This is a genomic window from Bradyrhizobium valentinum (genome assembly GCF_001440405.1).
GTDB classification, from domain to species: domain Bacteria; phylum Pseudomonadota; class Alphaproteobacteria; order Rhizobiales; family Xanthobacteraceae; genus Bradyrhizobium; species Bradyrhizobium valentinum.
Map to the genome: position 1 here is coordinate 61,744 of NZ_LLXX01000177.1, position 17,957 is coordinate 79,700.

Consider the following 17,957-nt stretch of genomic DNA (forward strand, 5'->3'; position numbering starts at 1 on the left):
CACCCTCGGCAACCACAGCCTTCTGCAGGCCGAGAAGGTCGGCGCTTTTGATCCGCTGAGCGGCACAAGCCACAGCGGGTTTCCGCTGGGCACTGTTCCCGGTTCGGCCGCGCGATCGGTTTGACGCTGCCGATATCCTCTGTATCCGCGCCATCCCCTGCCAGGTCATTCAGCAAGATATCCGACGTGGACGAGGTCGCAGCTATTGTTCCAGCGACATGCCAAGTGTCGGCGCTCCGCCACATGGCAAAATCAGAGCGAGAATCGGTGGCCATCTGGCCACGCTTGCCTGCCAGCCGGTCGTTGCCCAGACGGTGCGACCGGATCAGTGGCCACCAGCCCAGACACAAGAACACGCGCCATCTGCACCGAGATGTAACGGGCCGCCGCCGGATGCATAAATTGCACAGAGGCATATCTTCCGGGAGCCCAGACTAAAGCACGGCCGGCAAAACGTTGCCGATCGGTCACGTCGGCCGACATACGAAGCTCTTGGCGGCTCGATCAATGGAAAAGGGCCAGGTTCGTTGCATGTCAGCTACCGTGAGAATATAGGGAAACTGGGTATCGAGTGCCGATTTTTCCGCACGCGTTGACTCGGCAGACCCCTCGAAACGAGCCAAAAAAACTTGGTGAATCCCCCAATTGAATCATCCTGGCTATCGGAAGCCCTCTATGCGCGTCGCCATCATTCAATCATGCTATATTCCGTGGAAGGGTTTCTTTGACCTGATTGGGCGCTGTGACGAATATGTCGTGTTCGACAGTGCGCAGTATGTGAAGCGCCACTGGCATAACCGCAACCGCATCAAGACTGCTAACGGAGTCGAGTGGCTCACCATTCCGGTAGTCGTCAAAGGCAGGTTCGAACAGACGATCGAACAGGTCGAGATCGAGAAGCCGTGGGCGGAAAAACACTGGCGCGCGATCGAACTTGCCTATAGGCGTGCCGCATTCTTCGAGCAATTTGCGCCGGTGGTGAAGAGCTGGTACGAAGCCGCAGACAAGCTACATCGCCTGAGTGACGTCAACGCGGTCTTCCTGCGCGAGATTTCCAAGTTGCTGGGCTTGAAGACCCGGATCGTCAGTGACGCCACTTATCCCTCGCGCGGTTCCAAAACCGAACGACTGTTGGAAATCGCCCGCGCAGCCGGGGCCGATTGCTATCTCAGCGGCCCCTCGGCGCGCTCCTATTTCGACGAACAATTGTTCACGTCGGCCGGAATTACGACGGAGTGGATGAGCTACGAAGGATACCCCGAATACCCGCAGCTTCATGGAAACTTCGAACACGCTGTGACCGTGCTTGATTTACTTTTCCATGCGGGGCCCGAGGCGCCTCAGTATCTCAGCAGAAAGGCCTAAGATACGATGCAGTCGGCGGAGGGAAACTCGACGAGGCTAAAGCTTTGCTTCGGACTCTTTTCCAATGTTAGCTACTTGCGTACAATCGTCACGGCGACCGCAAGTGCTGCCAAGTCCGTCTTTAGCGGAAAACGACGTCTCGCGAGAAGAATGATTATGTCTTTTGCCCGCTCTGGTTCCATTTCGGAACAGCAGCGGTACGCGATTTGTGTCGGACTGCCGCTCGTCGCAATATTCGGGGTGCTGGCTTTCGGCAAGCCGCTTTTCGATGGAAATGATGATGCCGGCCTCGCCATGTTGGGCTCCGGTTTCGGACTTGCTGTTGAGCCTGAGCCGCATCTCATCTTTTCTCATTTCGGTTATGGCATTCTCCTAAGACTAGTCAGCCAATTCGCGGGACCTTGTGCGCACGGTTGGACCACGCTGGCGGCGCTTGGTCTCAGCATGGGACTGTATGCGCGAGCCCTGTGCGCGCAATCGCGGCCCAACGGGTATCTCGTGGGAGCCGCAGTGATCATAGCCGTTGGTTGCATGTTTACGCGAGCGCTCCTACTCCAGCAGTTTACCAGCACTGCAGCAGTCCTATTTGGAGCAGCCATTGGCTGCTGGTTGGCCGTGTTGCGATGCGGAGCGCGGTCGCCATGGCTGCGCACGGTGATTTACACGGCGATCGTCCTGAGCTTCCTGATCCGACCGTTAGCGGTAACGCTGGGGATCGTCGTTGCCGTCCCTACCCTGATTTGGCTCGCATGGCTCGGGCCGGTGAGTAGTCGGAGACCAACGTTGCGTCTCATGGCTGTGATCGCAGTGATGGCGGCCGCGATATACGTGACGGACAATGCGGCTTATGCGCTTTCGCCGGACTGGCGTGACGCCTTGACGTACAATCAGGTACGGAGCCTGTTCAACGACTATTTCCGCATTCCATGGATTCCCGGAGCTCCCGAATATGCCAAGGTAGGGTGGTCGGAAAATGACTACGCCATGTTCATGAACTGGTATTTCCTTCATCCCATTTTCGATTACGACAACGTCAATTATCTCGCGCGAACACTCCTGACGCAGGCACCACTTTTTGTGCCGTCAGGAGTGCGCGACTGGCTATGGACGCTTCTGGATTCTCCGCTTTTGATTGCAATCTGCGTGGGTCAGCTTTTGTTGCTCGCTCTACTTCCATCATGCCGCGTCATCATAGTGCTGCTGATGATTGGCACATTTTTCGCGCTGGCGATCTCTGGCTTGACGGGGCGGCCACCGCTTTTCCGCGTTCAGTTTTCCGCCCTCAGCGTCTCGTTTCTTTGCATGCTCCCCTTTCTGCTCGCGAAGGAATCAGGCGCATGGCCTCTTCGCAGCCTGGCAGCCGTTCTGCTTCTTGGTATTGCGCTCTACGCGGGGTGGACAGCGGTTCGGGCCCACAGGGAGTTGTCAATTCAAGCGACGGCCTATCGCGCCAAGCTTCTCGAGGCACATTCTTATTTCACCGGAACGGTGATCTCCTGGGGATCCGCCTTCGTATGGGAATGGTTGATTACGCCAACAAAGGTGTATGCACCCGTTAATCATGCTATCATTCCCTCCATTGGCGTGGCCACCAGGATGCCTGTCACGCAATCTACCTTGGAGCGACTCGGCATAAGGGACCTCGGAACGACACTTTGCACCAAGTCGGACATTCGCGTGATCGCGAGCACAGTAAATATCAAACGGCTCCAAAAATTTTGCGAAGAGCACTACCAAACGCGCCCAACGTACAATCTGGTGTTCAGTCATCCAATGACCGAAATTCATCTTTCTGGAATCCCCGAGCAGCTACAATGATTTCGGACCCACCTACACTAACCTCGATCTGACAGAGCGACCAAATGCGGGAAATTGTCATATTTGGCACTGGCGAGATTGCTGAGCTTGCCGACTACTACTTCACCCGCGATTCAGGATTCAAGGTTGCGGGTTTCACGGTTGATGCGGGGTATTTGAAAGAGACAACCTTTAACGGGCGCCCCATTGTGCCGTTTGAGGAAGTAGCAAACACATTCCCGCAGCAACAATACGGGCTGTTCGTCGCCGTCAGTTACTCCAAAATCAACGACCTCCGGGCGAGTAAAGTCGCTGCGGCGCGCGCCCTTGGCTATGAGCTGGTATCCTATGTGAGCAGTCGGGCGACCGTATTCCCCGAACTGCAAATCAACGAAAACTGCTTCATTCTTGAGGATAATACCATCCAGCCTTTTGCCCGAATCGGAGCCAACGTGACGCTGTGGAGCGGCAATCATATTGGTCACCACTCGGTGATAGAGGACGATGCTTTCTTGGCCTCTCACGTTGTGGTGTCCGGCGGCGTCAGGATCGGCCGAGGCAGCTTTGTAGGCGTCAACGTTACTTTGCGTGACCACGTCACGATTGGAAAAAAATGCGTCATAGGCGCCGGTGCGCTGGTGCTTGAGGACCAGCCTGACTTTTCTGTCGTTGCCCCACGTGGCACCGAGCGCTCGCCCGTGCCGAGCACGCGCTTGCGGCGCATCTGAGGAATCGTCCATGCGATGGAAGAAACTTGGACGTATTTTCGTGGCTGACAGGCATTCGGAATGGTTGCACAGCCATGGTACTGTCCCTTTCGCCCGACCGCTCGGAAACTATCGCTACCGCGTCTATTTCAGCGCGCGGGATCGACAATCACGTTCCAACGTGAACTGGCTCGACATCGACATCCGCGAGCCTACGAAGGTCTTGAGCTTGTCGAAACAGCCGTTGCTGGCGCCGGGCGCCCTGGGTTGCTTTGACGACAACGGCGCGATGGCATGCTGGATCGTAGAGCGCGATGGTGTCGAGCGCCTCTACTATCAAGGCTGGAATCTTGGCGTGACCGTGAGCTTCTACGTCGCGGTCGGAGTTGCCGAGCGGCTGGCGGGCGATCCTGATCATCCCTTTGAACGTATCAGCGCGGGACCAATCCTTGACCGTTGTATGGCGGAGCCACTCTTCATCACCAATCCGGCAGTAGTGGTCGAGAATAACAAGTGGCGCATGTGGTATCTGTCCGGACGTTCCTGGACCCGGCACGCCGATAAAGTGCTTCCGTCTTATGACGTTCACTATGCCGATTCGCCCGACGGAGTGCAGTGGAACCTCACCGGCCAACAAGTCCTGACCTTCGAGCACCCTGGCGAAATCGCGATCGCGCGGTTCTGTCCGCTACGCGAAGCCGATGGAAGCTACAAAGCCTGGTACTCGTATCGCGGCAATGACTGGGGCTACAATATTGGCTTTGCCGTCTCTGCGGACGGCTTAAACTGGACTCGCCGCGACGATAAAGCCGGGATCGACCGCAACCCAGACAGTTGGGAGGGTTCGATGATCTGCTATCCATTCGTGTTCGACACCGAGATCGGACGGATGATGCTGTATAACGGCGGACGATATGGCGACGCCGGTTTCGGGATAGCGGTGCTGGAACAGGAATAACCTGAGCGCTAAGGGTGCCGAACGATCACTGTAAATTCGTAGAGACCATAGTCCTGCAAGAGTGCGACCGAGCGGCCGTAACGACCCAAGCAGTACGAGAGCATCTTGCTTGCATCAGCGTAATACAAATTGGCGGCTCGACGCTCGGGATCGCTCGATAAGCTAAGTACATTAAAGGCGAAACCGCGGCGCCCGACATGTGCCAGGATATCGATGGTTTCGTGCACGTAGCGCTCCCACACTTCGACCGGAGCATCACCTTTGACATTCAAGATGCCGCTTGCGATCGCAAATTCTACTCTCTCTTCTGGCTCAGCTCCAACTCGCCATTGGCGATCTGCTCCCTGTCCATGGAGTCGCAACGCTTCCGCGATCATGTCCGGCGCAATGTCATAGCCAATGTACCGACCCCGGTGGCCTTCCGCGCGAAGAAACCGGAAGAAGTCTCCAAAACCACAGCCGAGATCCAAGAGAGAGGCGTCAGGAATCCCGTCAAGCAAACGAAGAAACTGCCGATGGCGCAACTCGTGTGAGGCAACGCCATTCCAATCGACCCCTTGTGGGGTCGGACCGTGTGCCGCCAGCTTCGACGCATAGTAAGTCGCGACGCTGCTGCGGATGGAATCCGATTCGTTCATCTATTGTCCTGGCACCGCTGCAATCACCGCTTCACGAACAGGCATTCGCCCCATGCCGGAAAAGTTGCGTCCTCGTCATAGAGCGTGTGATAGATAGCGTGCTTCCTCTCAAATCCATTTTGTTCAAGCAACGCGACGATATCGCCCTCAAGTGCGCCATTCTCATACATCTCGACAAGATTGACCTCCGAGACGATGACGTCGGTAGAGGAAAGCAACTTTGTGGCGCCCTTAAACGCGAGCAATTCGGCTCCCTGAATGTCGATATTGATAAAATTGTAATCGGTGTACGCAATTTGATACTTCTCAAAAAGCGCATCAAGGGTGATAGCCGGTACTCGGATCGTTTTTGGAGTATGGAGCGTCTTCACGATCTGCTTAAATCGCTTCATCGGCAGAATGCTTGCCGGCTCGGTACTTCCAGAGCGGCTCGTATGGATATGAAAGTCGATCGCGCCCAACCTGTCGCAAATCGCATAGTTGAAAATTTTGACTCTGGGATCGTCGCCGAATTTCGAAAGCAGAACGTTGCAACATTCGGGATTCGCCTCAATCAGAATGATGTTTTGAAATCCGTAGCTGAAATACTGCGCGACTTCCTGGCCGACGTCGGCGCCCACATGCACGATGCCGGTTTTGGCGAAGCGGCAAAGCTCCTCGCGCTCGAAGATATTCTTCAGATCGTGAAAGTGATCTTGCGCGGCAATGGCTGGCGGCTTCACGTTGCAGCCCCGACCTGCACGGGCTTCGTGGCTTTCGTATCGTAATCCGAGCTCACAATGATCGGCAGGATCATCCAACGTCCGTCGTTGCTACGCCAATCATAGGACAGGTCGGGATCGACCGACTCTACCCCATGCTGAATTCCCGGCGACATCACCAGCAAATCGCCGGGCTTCATGTAGGGATCGAGATATCCCTTTTCGGCTCCCGCGTTCGATCGCGCAAAGACGCCACCCTTTGAATAGTCCTTACCAAATTCTGACGCGGCAATGAGCGTCTGGATTTGGGCGTGCTTGCCGACGGGGTCGATGTGTTCCGCTTGGTATCCACCGCCCCTGGGGTAGTGATGAATGTTGATACGCGCAATGAAACCGTCCGACGGCACATTGCCGAGAAATTCCGTTTCGGGAAACCCCGCCAGAAAATTTTTCATCAAGAATATCTCGGAGAAGAAGTCGAACTTGTCCTTATTATGCGGGTACCAGCCATGGTAATAAAATGCATGCAGCTTCTGCTTGACGTGGGCCTTCGGATAATTGTCGTGCAGACGATGATAATCCGGACAATCATTGTGCAGCGGATGCCAGCTCGCCTCTGATGTCAGCCCGACTTGAAACGCGGTATCTCGAAGTTGAAGAATGTGACGAGCGTCGTAAAACGCCGTTACAACGAACGCTTCTGGCGAGTTGATACGTTCCATGAACTCGTTCGTTCGCGAATAAACGAGATCCATGAAGTCTTGCCGCGAAATCTCATTGACGCGCATAGATGCTTCTCCTTCTCATCAGCCGCGTTCTTGGCCGGCGACAAATCTGGAATGTTGATGGGATTCGGCCTTGCCGCTCACGGGGTATATCGGATCCTGCTTGTTAGCCGTCAGTTCGGGCGTGATTGGCTCTGCCCGATGGATGCGACGGACCAAAGTGTAAGGCCGTCGCTTGGTCTCGGACAGAATGTTAGCAATGTAAATCCCGAGAACGCCCAAGATGAGCGTAATCAACCCGCCAAGGAACCAGATTGAAACAATCTGCGACGTAAAACCATCGACGCCAATACCGGAGGTGAAATACCGGGCGACGAAATAGACGATTACGATGATCGACAAACTGAAGATTGAAATGCCGATGTACAAGATCAGGTAGAGCAGCCTCGTTGAAGTGGTCGTCAGAAATTTGATAGCCATTTCAATACGCATGCGGAGCGAGTATGTAGTCGGCGAAAGCGTATGCTTTTGGATCGTAACGGGGACCTGGCGATAACCGGTCAGTTGCATCAAATGAATCATCATGAACTCGTGGTCGAGATGACGAATGAGCGAACGAACATAGTCACGCGTCATCAGGCGAGCTACAACGGTATTTCGCGGAATTTTTTGATCGCTGATCGCATCGACGAAAGAGAAAAATATGGTGCCGGTAACTCGCTCGATGAAACCGCCACGCCGCGCCTCCTGGACGCCAAACACTACGTCGCAATCCTCCTTGATCAGTCGATCATAAAACGGGGTCACAAGTTCGGGCTCCTCCTCGAGATCGCTGTCGACCAGAAATACGAGGTCGCCAGTCGCATGAGCCAGACCCGTCATTAGTGCCTTGTGATGGCCAAAATTGCGCGCAAGATCAATCACCACCACCCGCGGGTCCGCCTTATGCAGCGCAAGCGCGCGAGCGAGACTGTCATCTGGCGAGCCATCGTTGACCATAATGAGTTCGATGTCGTCGGTGATGAGTTCGGCTGCCGCCAGCGCACGACGGCAAAATTCGTCGATCGTCGGCGCCGAATGATACAGCGTTGTCACGATTGAAAGTCTCACGCAGCGTCCTTGTCAGATATCGCGAGCGGTGGGGATGTGGTCGAAACTCACGGGCTGCGTGATGTAACGCCGATTTCGAGGCGTCCGACCGACGTATCAAAGAACAGACGGCCGCGCCCCAACGGATGCCGGTGCATCCGTTGCATGGCTAGTTTAGGCGACCTCGGCCGGATGAATCAAGGGTTCCTCGCGGCAATCCGCATGCCGAAAGCCACACCACGCAGCGCCAATCCGTGCTACTTGGCGATCAGGGAAAGATGAAGCCCTTGGCGTGCAAATTGGCTATTTCAATGCTGGTCGGAACTACGTTGACAAAGCCGCCCGTACCATCAAATCCATATTCGCCGATCCATTGGCTTTGCGCCTCTTGAACCAGCATCGCCAATTCGCCGCCATTCGCCCGAAGATCATCCAGCACCGTTGCCCCCAAGGCATTTGTGATCGCGCTGTGATTTGGCGCGAATACGAACGTATCGTTGCCGGCAGCGAGGCCCGCATCAGCCGGCGCCCCGAGGCTTGGACCCAAAGTGATTTGTCCGATTGCCGGAAGCGGCGCGGAGTTCCTTGCGCCGTCGCCGTTCAGGTCCTGCTGGAAGGTCGTTTCGGCTGATTTCAGCACCGAGCTCGAGCCCGACATTGCCGGAATGAAAGACATGAAATTGCCGCTGCTATCGGTGGTCCACAGCGTATACAGATCAGCCCCGTTCGCTTTCCAGACGACTTGGTAACCACCCGAAATTTGTTCGCCCGCGATCGGCGCCCAGCCGGGGATCTGGCCCACAACGACAGCCGTGCCGCCATACTTCAACTGCGGGCCTGCGCCGGAGTTATAGAGATAATAATTGTCTCCGACCTGGGTCAGGCTGGTGGACCCGGCCGAATCGATCACGACGTTGGGGATTCCGATCAGGCCATCGCCGTTCAGATCCTGCTGGAAGGTAGTCTCGGCTGCCTTCAGCACCGAGCTCGAGCCCGACATTGCCGGAATGAAAGACATGAAATTGCCGCTGCTATCGGTGGTCCACAGCGTATACAGATCAGCCCCGTTCGCTTTCCAGACGACTTGGTAACCACCCGAAATTTGTTCGCCCGCGATCGGCGCCCAGCCGGGGATCTGGCCCACAACGACAGCCGCGCCGCCATACTTCAACTGCGGGCCCGCGCCAGAGTTGTAAAGATAATAGTTGTCTCCGACCTGGGTCAGGCTGGTGGACCCGGCCGAATCGATCACGACGTTGGGGATTCCGATCAGGCCATCGCCGTTTAGATCCTGCTGGAAGGTAGTCTCGGCTGCCTTCAGCACCGAGCTGGATCCCGACATCGCCGGAATGAATGAGACGAAATTGCCGCCGCTGTCGGCGGTCCACAGCGTATACAGATCAGCCCCGTTCGCCTTCCAGACGACCTGGTAACCACCCGAGATTTGTTCTCCCGCGATCGGAGCCCAGCCGGAGATCTGGCCCACAACAACAGCGGTGCCGCCATACTTCAACTGCGGAGCCGCGCCAGAGTTATAGAGATAATAGTTGCTGCCGACCTGGGTCAGACTGGTCACACCGGCCGACTCGATCACGACGCTGGGGATTCCGATCACGCCGTCGCTGTTCAAGTCTTGCTGGAAGGTCGTTTCGGCGGATTCCAGCACCGAGTTCGATCCCGACATCGCGGAAATGAACGAGACGAAGTTGCCGCTGCTATCGGTGGTCCAGATCGTGTACTGATCGGCGCCGTTGGCCTTCCAGATAACCTGATAACCGCCGGAAATCTGCTCTGCCGCAATCGGCGCCCAGCCAGGAATCTGGCCCGCAACAACCACCGTTCCGTTATATTTCAGTTGCGGGCCCGCGCCAGAGTTGTAGAGGAAATAGTTGCTTCCAACCTGTGTCAGGCTGGTCACACCGGCCGACTCGATCACGATCGGGCCGACAATGATCCCGAGCAGATCGGCGGCATTGATCGTGACGTTGCCCAAAATATCGATCGCAAAATCGGCGACCATGTCTCCGTTGGTATCGCCCTGAAGCGTGGTGACGCCGAGCGAACTGTTGTAGAAGTAGTTGAGCTGTCCGGCGGAGCCGTTGAAGCCCGCAGTCGCGATGAAGCTGAAGAGGTCAACTCCGACCGTACCACTGATCGCATCGATGCCGCTGAGGTCGATGTCGTCGGTGCCCGTCGTGAAATCTGCAATCCAGTCATGCTGGCTGCTCGCAGCCGAGCTGTCGCCAAATGCAAACGCGAATGTGTCGGCGCCGGCGCCGCCAGTCAGATTGTCCTTGCCGGTGCCACCGATCAGCCTGTCGATTCCACCGCCGCCAGTCAGCGTATCGGCGCCGCCGCCGCCGGACAGTGTGCAACTTGAATCGTTTGCGATCAGCTTGTCATTGCCGCTGCCGCCAATGGCTTTCTCGATGACCGCGCTGAGTGCGATCCCGATATTGTTGGCGAGGCTGCCGACCGAGGAAAAGGCGCCCGCGTGCAGGTCGATGGTCTGCGCCCCCGAATAGCCGGAGCAATCGAGCGTGTCGTTGCCGCCGCTGTCATAGATGGTCAGCGCCGGCGCCGAGGTGTAGTTGCCGAAATTGAAGACCGCGCCGGCATTGCTGTTGAAGCCATAGACGGTGTCGCCGGTTCGCGTCGAGGTCGCCGCGCCGTACATCGAAGCCACGGCGTAGATGTCCGCCATCTGCGGCGTGACCACGTAGCGGTACGAACTCCCGGAATAATTGGGCTCCGAGAAATACGACATGATGGAGTATTGCCAAGTGTCGTTGGCATAGGTCGCATTGGTCGAATACGACGCGCTGCCGTTGTACGGCCCTTGGTGGCCGAGGCCGAGCGCATGTCCGATTTCGTGGATGTAGGTCTGGTAGGCGTAGCTATCGATGCCGGTCTTGCCGTCGTTCGCGCCGCCGTCGGTGGTGACCCAGTCGGAGCTGATGACGATGTTCATCGACGCGATTGCGCCCGAGCCGTACCAGCTCCCGCTCGCATAGGCCTGCATCGAACCGGAATTGCTGAACGTGATATTCGCCGTGCCGGACGTTTGGACGAAAGTGATGTTGGCGACGTCAGACCACGCCTGCAGCGCCGACTGCGCAAGGAACTTCTCGGCCGCGTTCAGCGCATTGATGTTGTAGGTGATGGTATTGGAAGCCCAATGATGGGCGACGGTGTTGTTGTATTGCCAAAAGCCGTTGACGAGGTAGTCGGCCAGCGTTGCGATCGACGCAACCGGCTTCGCAGCGCTCGTAACCACCGTGGTCACGGTATCGGCCGCCAGGGCGTAAGGTTCGCCTTCATCGACGAAGAGCGTTTCGTTCATCCCCTCGTGCGCCTCAACAGGCGCGCCGCTGCCGGCGTCCGGCGCCGCAAATGCCCAGGCGTCATCGAATTGCAAATCGTTCTTCCTCATCGATCGGGGCCTATCAGCAGGTCGCTCGGTTGCGAGAGAATCGTAAAAGCACACGGGAAACTAGAATCGCGCCTATTAACGCTTGTTTACCAGCCGCGCTAATTGCGCACTTGCTTTACGGCGCATTACGGCGAAAAGCAGAATCCTCAGCGCCAGTGCGTAGTCTTGCGGGGTCGGATTTCGGCCGCGCCGGGCTTCCGATCCAAACGGCACCTCGCCTTGCCGCCCATGCGAACCGACGCCGTACGCAGAACGAGGAGTTGGAAATCGGCGCCAGATCGTTATTGTTTCAGGTCAGATCGGTCTGCCGTCCCACGCGAAAATCCAAAAAACAAGGTCTTTCAATGCCTTTCCCCCCCGCTTCGCAGGCCCTGTCCCGCTTCACAGTGCTCGATCTGACCCGCGTTCGCTCCGGGCCCACCTGTGTGCGGCAACTGGCGGATTGGGGCGCCAACGTCATCAAGATCGACGCGCTACTGGAAGACGGTGGCGGCGAGCAGCCGGGCGGACCGCGCCAGGGCTCGGATTTCCAGAATTTGCATCGCAACAAACGGGCGATGACGCTGAACCTGAAGGATCCGAAGGGCCTGGAAGTGTTCAAGCGCCTCGCCGAGCAGGCCGACGTCGTGGTCGAGAATTTTCGTCCCGACGTGAAAGCAAAACTCGGCATCGACTATGAGAGCCTGCGCAAGATCAACCCGCGCATCGTCTATGGCAGCATCTCCGGCTTCGGCCAAGACGGCCCCTATCACAAGCGGCCGGGCTTCGATCAGATCGCGCAGGGTATGGGCGGGCTGATGTCGATCACCGGCGCGCCCGGCCAGGGCCCGATGCGGGTCGGCATCCCTGTCGCCGACCTCACCGCCGGGCTGTTCTGCGCGCTTGGCATCCTCACCGCGCTGCTGGAGCGCGACGTCTCCGGCGAGGGCCAATGGGTGCAGACCTCGCTATTGCAGGCGCAGATCTTCATGCTGGATTTCCAGGCCTCGCGCTGGCTGATGGAAAAGGACGTCGCCAAGCAGGCCGGCAACAACCATCCGACCTCGATCCCGACCGGCGTGTTCAAGACCTCCGACGGCTACATCAACGTCGCCACGACGGGCGGGCGGATCTGGGAGCGTTGCGCGCAGGCGATCGGCGCGCCCGAACTCGTCACCAACCCCGATTACGCCACCGCGCCCGCGCGCTCGAAGAACCGCGACGCGCTGAACGAAGCGATCGGCAAGCTCACCGAAAAGAAATCGACGGAAACCTGGGTCAGGGAATTGAACGAGGCCGGCGTGCCCTGCGGCCCGATCTATTCGATCGACCAGATGTTCGACGACGCCCAGGTCAAGCATCTCGGCATCGCGCAACACGTGCCGAATGACGAGAACCGCCACATCCAGCTCGTCGGACAGCCGGTGACGCTATCGCGCACGCCGAGCAGCATGGCCGCACGCCCGCCGGAATTTGGCGAGCAGACCGAAGAGGTGCTGGCCGAGTTCGGCTTCGGCAAGGACGAGATCGCGGAGTTGCGCCAGCGCAAGGTGGTATGATTCCATAGCGCCGTCATTGCGAGGAGCGAAAGCGACGAAGCAATCCATCTTTCTTTGTGCCGTACGATGGATTGCTTCGCTTCGCTCGCAATGACGCCGTGAGAGCTACGATCGCCCCTACTTCTGCGCCGCCGTTGCGAGCGCGTGCTCGACACAATTATTCAAATGCGCGCGCAGCGTTTCGGTTGCGGTCGCGGCGTCGCGCTTCAATGCGCTGTCGAGCAGCGCCTTGTGCTGGGCAGCGGGCTCGCTGCCGCGGTAGCTGAAGGCGATCATCTGGTAACGGAAATATTTGTCGAACACCAAGGCATGGGTCTCCATCAGCGTGCGCGAACCGCAATTGGAGATCAGGGCCTGATGGAATTCGCCGTCATAGCGCTTCCACTGCTCGAGCTCACCGAGGCCGGTTTCCATCAGCCGCTCGGTTGACGCCAGCTTGTGATGGGCGGAGACGACGCGCCCTTCCCACTCGACATCGGCATTGGCGAACGACACGCCCATCGCGTGCGCCTCCAGCAGCAGCCGCAGCTCAGCAAGCTCCCGGAGGTTTTCGGCCGAGATCGATGCCACCTCGAAGCCCCGCCTGCCCTCGGCCAGCACAAAACCCTCCGCGGCGAGCCGGTTGAGGATTTCGCGCAGCGTCGAGACGCTGACGCCGTAATCCTCCTTGAGGCCTTCAAGCCTAAGCTTCTGTCCCGGGCGGAGCCGGCCGAACACGATGTCGGTGCGGATGCGGCGATAGCCGTCATCGCCGACCGCCTCCTGCTCTTCCGTTCGCTCGACCAGTGTCATTGCCCATCCATGCGCGAGGCATCGATCCGACGTGCCATGCCGGTCGATTCCCCTCAAGTCACATCTTTCATCCTATAGAATATATTTTCCTATGATGATTCATAAATTATACTTTGACTTTGGTTTCGTCATATGAATACTCCGCCCCACCGCGACGTCCAGAAGATCGCGAACCAACGGGGGAGAAACCGCCATGCGGATCGGATTGCTGTGCGCTGCTGCTGCTGTAAGCCTTTGCGCACTTGTGGGGACACCGGCTGCCGCCCAGGTCCACGAACGCACCATCCGCTGGGGCCACCTCAACAACACCGACCACCCGATCAGCTTTGGCGTGAAAAAATTCGCAGAGGTGCTGGCGGCCAAGAGCGGCGGCAAGCTGAAGATCCGCGAATTTCCGGCTTCCCAGCTCGGCAACGAGATGCAGCAGCAATCGGCGGTGCGTGGCGGCACGCAGGAAATCCTGTCGGCGTCGACGACATCGCTCGCGAGCGTCGTCAAGGATCTCGGCCTGTTCGACTTCCCCTTCATCGTCAGCACGTTCGAGCAGGCCGAGGCGCTGGCCCAGGGCGCGTTCGGCAAGGCAATGCTCGAGACGCTGCCGGAGAAGGAGCTGATCGGTCTCGGCTACTGGGGGCTCGGCTTCCGCAACGCCACCAACAGCAGCCGCCCGATCGCAAAGGTCGAGGATTTCTCCGGCCTCAAGCTGCGCGTGATCCCAAACCCGGTCTATCTCGAAACCTTCAAGGCCTTGAAGGCGAACCCGGTGCCGATGGCGTTCGGCGAATTGTACACGGCGCTGGAAAACAAGACGGTCGACGGCCAGGAAAATCCCTACAGCGTCATCCTGTCCAACAAGTTCTACGAGGTGCAGAAGTACGTCTCGGCCACCAACCACACCTTCACCCAGAACGTCATCATCGTCAGCAAGAAGTTCTGGGACGGCCTGTCGGCGGAAGAGCAGAAGATGCTGCGCGACAGTTTTGCCGAGACGCGCGAATACCAGCGCGACCAGACCAAGCTCGCCGCGGACAAAGCGCTAGGTGAACTGAAAGCCAAGGGCATGCAGTTCAACGAGATCGCGCCAGCCGAATACGCCCGCATGCAGGACGCCACCAAGCCGGTCGTCGAAAAATTCTCGGCCGAATATGATCCTGCGCGCGTAAAACTCTTCACCAGCGAGCTGGCGCGCATCCGCGGCGCCAAGTAAGCGTCATGGACGCGATCGAGCGGCTGATCGATCTCTACTGCCGGCTGCTCAGGGTCGCGATCGCGATCTGCCTCGCCGCGATGGTGTTGCTGGTCTTCACCAACGTGGTGCTGCGCTATCTCTTCAATTCGGGGATCGCGACCTCGGAGGAACTATCGCGCTGGCTATTGGTCTGGCTGACCTTTCTCGGCGCCATCGTGGCGTTGCGCCAGCATGCCCATCTCGGCGTCGATACCTTGGTCCGCGCGCTCCCGCCGCGCGGCAAGTTGATCTGCTTCGTGCTGAGCTATCTCCTGATGCTTTACGTCGATGCGCTCCTGACGCTCGGAAGCTGGAAACAGGCGGTGCTGACCTTCGGCGACAGCGCGCCCGCCTCCGGCATTTCGGTCGGGCTGTTCTTCTATTCCTCCGGCCTCGTGTTCGGTGTCTCGGCGGCCGTGATCCTGCTCGTCGATCTCGTGCGGGTGCTGAGTGGATCGGCATCAGAGGAAGACCTGATCCCGGTGAAGGAAAGCGATGAGCACACCTGATCATCCCTTGACGGCGCGGAGCCAGGCGTGACGCTCGCGGTCTTCACCTTCTCGCTGCTCGGCGCGATGGCACTGGGCATGCCGATTGCCTTCGCGCTGATCGTCTGCGGCGTCGCGCTGATGCATTCGCTCGATATTTTCGATTCCCAGATCGTCGCCCAGAACATCATCAACGGCGCCGACAGTTTTCCCCTGATGGCCGTGCCGTTCTTCATGCTGGCCGGCGAGGTCATGAACCGCGGCGGACTGGCCAAGCGGATCGTCAACGTGGCGCTTGCGCTGGTCGGCCACATCAGGGGCGGCCTCGGCTACGTCACCATCCTTGCCTCCTGCGTGCTCGCGTCGCTGTCCGGCTCTGCGGCGGCGGACGCCGCGGCGCTGGCAGCGCTGCTCGTTCCCATGATGGTCGCGGCCGGCCACCGCAAAATGTATGCGGCTGGCCTCGTCGCCGCCGGCGGCATCATCGCGCCCGTGATCCCGCCGAGCATCGGCTTCGTGCTGTTCGGCGTGGCCGGCGGCGTCTCGATCTCAAAGCTGTTCCTTGCCGGCATCTTCCCGGGCCTGATGCTCGGCGTCGGACTGTGCTTCGCCTGGTGGTGGGTCGCGCGTCAGGAGAACGTCGAAAGCCCGCCGCGCAAATCGCTCCGCGAGATCGTCTGGGCCTTCGTCGATGGCTTCTGGGCCTTGATGCTGCCCGCGATCATCATCGTGGGCTTGCGGTTCGGCGTGTTCACGCCGACCGAAGCCGCCGTCGTCGTCGCCGTGTACGCGCTGTTTGTCGCGACCTGCATCTACCGCGAACTCAAGATCGGCCAACTCTACGAGGTCTTCGTCTCGGCCGCGCTCAGCACCAGCGTCGTCATGTTCCTGGTGGCGGCGGCGCTGGTGTCGTCCTGGCTCATCACGGTGTCGGAGATCGCCACCCAGATCGTCGACCTCGTTCGTCCCTTCATGGGTAACCAGACGCTGCTGATGATGGCGATCATGCTGCTGGTCGTCATCGTCGGCACCGCGCTGGACATGGCTCCGACCATCCTGATCCTCACCCCGATCCTGATGCCGATCGTCAAGCAGGCCGGCATCGACCCGGTCTATTTCGGCGTGCTCTTCATCATCAACTGCGCAATCGGCCTGATCACCCCGCCGGTCGGCATCGTCCTCAATGTCGTCGGCGGCGTGTCGCGCATCAGCATGGAGGAGATCATCAAGGGTGTCTGGCCCTTCATGATCGCCCAGCTGGTCGTGCTGTTCCTGATGGTGCTGTTTCCGTCCATCGTCACCGTGCCGGCGAAATGGTTCGGCGGCTGACATGTGGCCGCGATCGGCTACACTGCCCCGTCATTATCCCGTGAAAGGCATTCCATGCGCATCATGATCCTCAATGGCCCGAACCTGAACATGCTCGGCGTCCGCGAGCCGCACATCTACGGCTCGACTACGCTCGATGCCATCAAGGCCTCCTGCGAGGAGTTTGCCGCCTTCACCGGCACGCAACTGGCGTTTCACCAGTCGAACCACGAGGGCGAGCTGGTCGACCTGATCCAGTCCGCGCGCACCTCGGCCGACGCCCTCATCATCAACCCCGCCGCCTACTCCTTCACCTCGATCGCGATGTTCGACGCCATGAAGATTTTTGACGGCCCAATCTATGAAGTGCACATCTCCAACATCCATGCCCGCGACGAGCTGCACCGGCACTCAAAACTCTCGGCCGCGGTGAAAGGCGTGATCGCGGGCCTCGGGCCGTACGGCTACATCGTCGCCATGCAGGCCGCGCTGCAGGGCGCCGGCCAGTTGCCCGCGGCGCTGCCCGCCGCCATACGCGTCGGCCCGAAGTAAGGAGTGCAACATGCAAGGAGCCGGTTATCTCGCGATCTGGAGCGATCTCGCAGCCCAGGACGAAACCGACTGGGCGCACTGGATCACGCGCGAACATGCCGCCGAGCGTGTCGGCATCAACGGCTTCTTGGCGTGCCGCATCTTCCGTGCGCTGGGCGTCTCGGTGAACCGCTACTTCATCCTCTACGAGCTCGAGGACGAGCGCGTCGTTGGCGGTGCAGATTATCTGGCGCGGCTGAACGCGCCGACGCCCTGGTCGCAGCGCATCATGCCCCAGCTCGGCAACTTCGCGCGGGGCGGCGGCCGCATTGCAGCTTCAGCCGGGACCGGCCAGGGCGGCATCGTCGCTCCCTTGCGCCTCGACGCCGCGCCGTCCTGGGACGCTGCCACGCTTGTCGCTGAGGTCGTCCGTCTCGACCGGATCATCGCCACGCGGGTCCTGCTCACCGACGTGGCACAGACCTCGATCAAGACCCGCGAGAAGGGCATGCGAAGCAATGACGGCTCCTTCGCCGCTTTGTTGCTGATCGAGGGACTGGACGAAGCCGCGGTCCGCGACGCCCTCCGTCATGCGCGCAAGACGTTGCCTGCCGAGGATCACGACGCTATCGGCAGCCTGCCGCTCTACCGGCTCCCCC

General features: G+C 58.9%; 16 protein-coding genes. 10 read left to right on the forward strand and 6 right to left on the reverse strand.

Features of this window, described 5'->3' with window-relative positions; all coding sequences use genetic code 11:
- The first annotated feature begins 675 nt into the window (after window positions 1-675).
- The 4 genes from CP49_RS32430 to CP49_RS32445 all read left to right on the forward strand — a co-directional run bounded on the left by CP49_RS32430 (window position 676) and on the right by CP49_RS32445 (window position 4,827).
- Window positions 676-1,365 (forward strand): WbqC family protein, encoded by a 690-nt coding sequence (locus CP49_RS32430; protein ID WP_057854197.1) that lies wholly within the window; start codon window positions 676-678, stop codon window positions 1,363-1,365.
- 156 nt (window positions 1,366-1,521) lie between these two features.
- Complete coding sequence (locus tag CP49_RS32435; protein ID WP_156438774.1) at window positions 1,522-3,183, forward strand: hypothetical protein; 1,662 nt, start codon at window positions 1,522-1,524, stop codon at window positions 3,181-3,183.
- A gap of 44 nt (window positions 3,184-3,227) precedes the next feature.
- On the forward strand, window positions 3,228-3,890 hold the full coding sequence (locus tag CP49_RS32440) for an acetyltransferase (RefSeq protein WP_057854199.1): 663 nt from the start codon (window positions 3,228-3,230) through the stop codon (window positions 3,888-3,890).
- A gap of 10 nt (window positions 3,891-3,900) precedes the next feature.
- Entirely contained in the window at window positions 3,901-4,827 is a 927-nt protein-coding gene (locus tag CP49_RS32445; RefSeq protein WP_057854200.1) for a glycoside hydrolase family protein, read from the forward strand.
- Window positions 4,828-4,835: 8 nt separating this feature from the next.
- On the opposite strand, the gene CP49_RS32450 is transcribed toward CP49_RS32445, so the two are convergent.
- The 5 genes from CP49_RS32450 to CP49_RS48770 form a co-directional block, all read right to left on the reverse strand.
- A complete protein-coding gene (locus CP49_RS32450; RefSeq protein WP_057854201.1) occupies window positions 4,836-5,465 on the reverse strand; it encodes a class I SAM-dependent methyltransferase in 630 nt (209 codons plus the stop codon).
- A gap of 23 nt (window positions 5,466-5,488) precedes the next feature.
- A complete protein-coding gene (locus CP49_RS32455) occupies window positions 5,489-6,187 on the reverse strand; it encodes an FkbM family methyltransferase (protein WP_057854202.1) in 699 nt (232 codons plus the stop codon).
- The gene (locus CP49_RS32460) at window positions 6,184-6,954 is read right to left on the reverse strand and encodes a hypothetical protein (protein WP_057854203.1); all 771 of its coding nucleotides are present in this window, start codon (window positions 6,952-6,954) and stop codon (window positions 6,184-6,186) included. The genes CP49_RS32455 and CP49_RS32460 overlap by 4 nt, the downstream gene beginning before the upstream one ends.
- An 18-nt stretch (window positions 6,955-6,972) precedes the next feature.
- On the reverse strand, window positions 6,973-7,986 hold the full coding sequence (locus CP49_RS32465; RefSeq protein ID WP_063791811.1) for a glycosyltransferase family 2 protein: 1,014 nt from the start codon (window positions 7,984-7,986) through the stop codon (window positions 6,973-6,975).
- A 262-nt stretch (window positions 7,987-8,248) separates the two neighbouring features.
- Entirely contained in the window at window positions 8,249-11,398 is a 3,150-nt protein-coding gene (locus CP49_RS48770; RefSeq protein WP_276326863.1) for a M10 family metallopeptidase C-terminal domain-containing protein, read from the reverse strand.
- Between the two features lie 359 nt (window positions 11,399-11,757).
- Between CP49_RS48770 and CP49_RS32475 the strand changes: the two genes are divergently transcribed.
- The gene (locus CP49_RS32475; RefSeq protein ID WP_057854205.1) at window positions 11,758-12,951 is read left to right on the forward strand and encodes a CaiB/BaiF CoA transferase family protein; all 1,194 of its coding nucleotides are present in this window, start codon (window positions 11,758-11,760) and stop codon (window positions 12,949-12,951) included.
- Window positions 12,952-13,068: 117 nt separating this feature from the next.
- On the opposite strand, the gene CP49_RS32480 is transcribed toward CP49_RS32475, so the two are convergent.
- Window positions 13,069-13,743 (reverse strand): GntR family transcriptional regulator, encoded by a 675-nt coding sequence (locus CP49_RS32480; protein WP_057854206.1) that lies wholly within the window; start codon window positions 13,741-13,743, stop codon window positions 13,069-13,071.
- 193 nt (window positions 13,744-13,936) lie between these two features.
- On the opposite strand from CP49_RS32480, the gene CP49_RS32485 reads away from it, so the two are divergent.
- The 5 genes from CP49_RS32485 to CP49_RS46415 form a co-directional block, all read left to right on the forward strand.
- Window positions 13,937-14,950, forward strand: coding sequence for a TRAP transporter substrate-binding protein (locus CP49_RS32485; RefSeq protein ID WP_057854207.1), 1,014 nt, complete (start codon window positions 13,937-13,939; stop codon window positions 14,948-14,950).
- Window positions 14,951-14,964: 14 nt separating this feature from the next.
- On the forward strand, window positions 14,965-15,480 hold the full coding sequence (locus CP49_RS32490) for a TRAP transporter small permease (protein WP_057854249.1): 516 nt from the start codon (window positions 14,965-14,967) through the stop codon (window positions 15,478-15,480).
- Between the two features lie 27 nt (window positions 15,481-15,507).
- On the forward strand, window positions 15,508-16,788 hold the full coding sequence (locus CP49_RS32495) for a TRAP transporter large permease subunit (protein WP_057854208.1): 1,281 nt from the start codon (window positions 15,508-15,510) through the stop codon (window positions 16,786-16,788).
- Window positions 16,789-16,842: 54 nt separating this feature from the next.
- Complete coding sequence (locus CP49_RS32500) at window positions 16,843-17,319, forward strand: type II 3-dehydroquinate dehydratase (protein ID WP_057854209.1); 477 nt, start codon at window positions 16,843-16,845, stop codon at window positions 17,317-17,319.
- Window positions 17,320-17,329: 10 nt separating this feature from the next.
- The coding region (locus tag CP49_RS46415; protein ID WP_063791812.1) for a hypothetical protein at window positions 17,330-17,957 on the forward strand (628 nt) is incomplete at its 3' end.

Coding starts and splice junctions, on each gene's coding strand:
- CP49_RS32430 (WP_057854197.1), top strand. CDS start 676: ATGCGCGTCGCCATCATTCAATCATGCTATATTCCGTGGAAGGGTTTC.
- CP49_RS32435 (WP_156438774.1), top strand. CDS start 1,522: ATGTCTTTTGCCCGCTCTGGTTCCATTTCGGAACAGCAGCGGTACGCG.
- CP49_RS32440 (WP_057854199.1), top strand. CDS start 3,228: ATGCGGGAAATTGTCATATTTGGCACTGGCGAGATTGCTGAGCTTGCC.
- CP49_RS32445 (WP_057854200.1), top strand. CDS start 3,901: ATGCGATGGAAGAAACTTGGACGTATTTTCGTGGCTGACAGGCATTCG.
- CP49_RS32450 (WP_057854201.1), bottom strand. CDS start 5,465: ATGAACGAATCGGATTCCATCCGCAGCAGCGTCGCGACTTACTATGCG.
- CP49_RS32460 (WP_057854203.1), bottom strand. CDS start 6,954: ATGCGCGTCAATGAGATTTCGCGGCAAGACTTCATGGATCTCGTTTAT.
- CP49_RS32475 (WP_057854205.1), top strand. CDS start 11,758: ATGCCTTTCCCCCCCGCTTCGCAGGCCCTGTCCCGCTTCACAGTGCTC.
- CP49_RS32480 (WP_057854206.1), bottom strand. CDS start 13,743: ATGACACTGGTCGAGCGAACGGAAGAGCAGGAGGCGGTCGGCGATGAC.
- CP49_RS32485 (WP_057854207.1), top strand. CDS start 13,937: ATGCGGATCGGATTGCTGTGCGCTGCTGCTGCTGTAAGCCTTTGCGCA.
- CP49_RS32500 (WP_057854209.1), top strand. CDS start 16,843: ATGCGCATCATGATCCTCAATGGCCCGAACCTGAACATGCTCGGCGTC.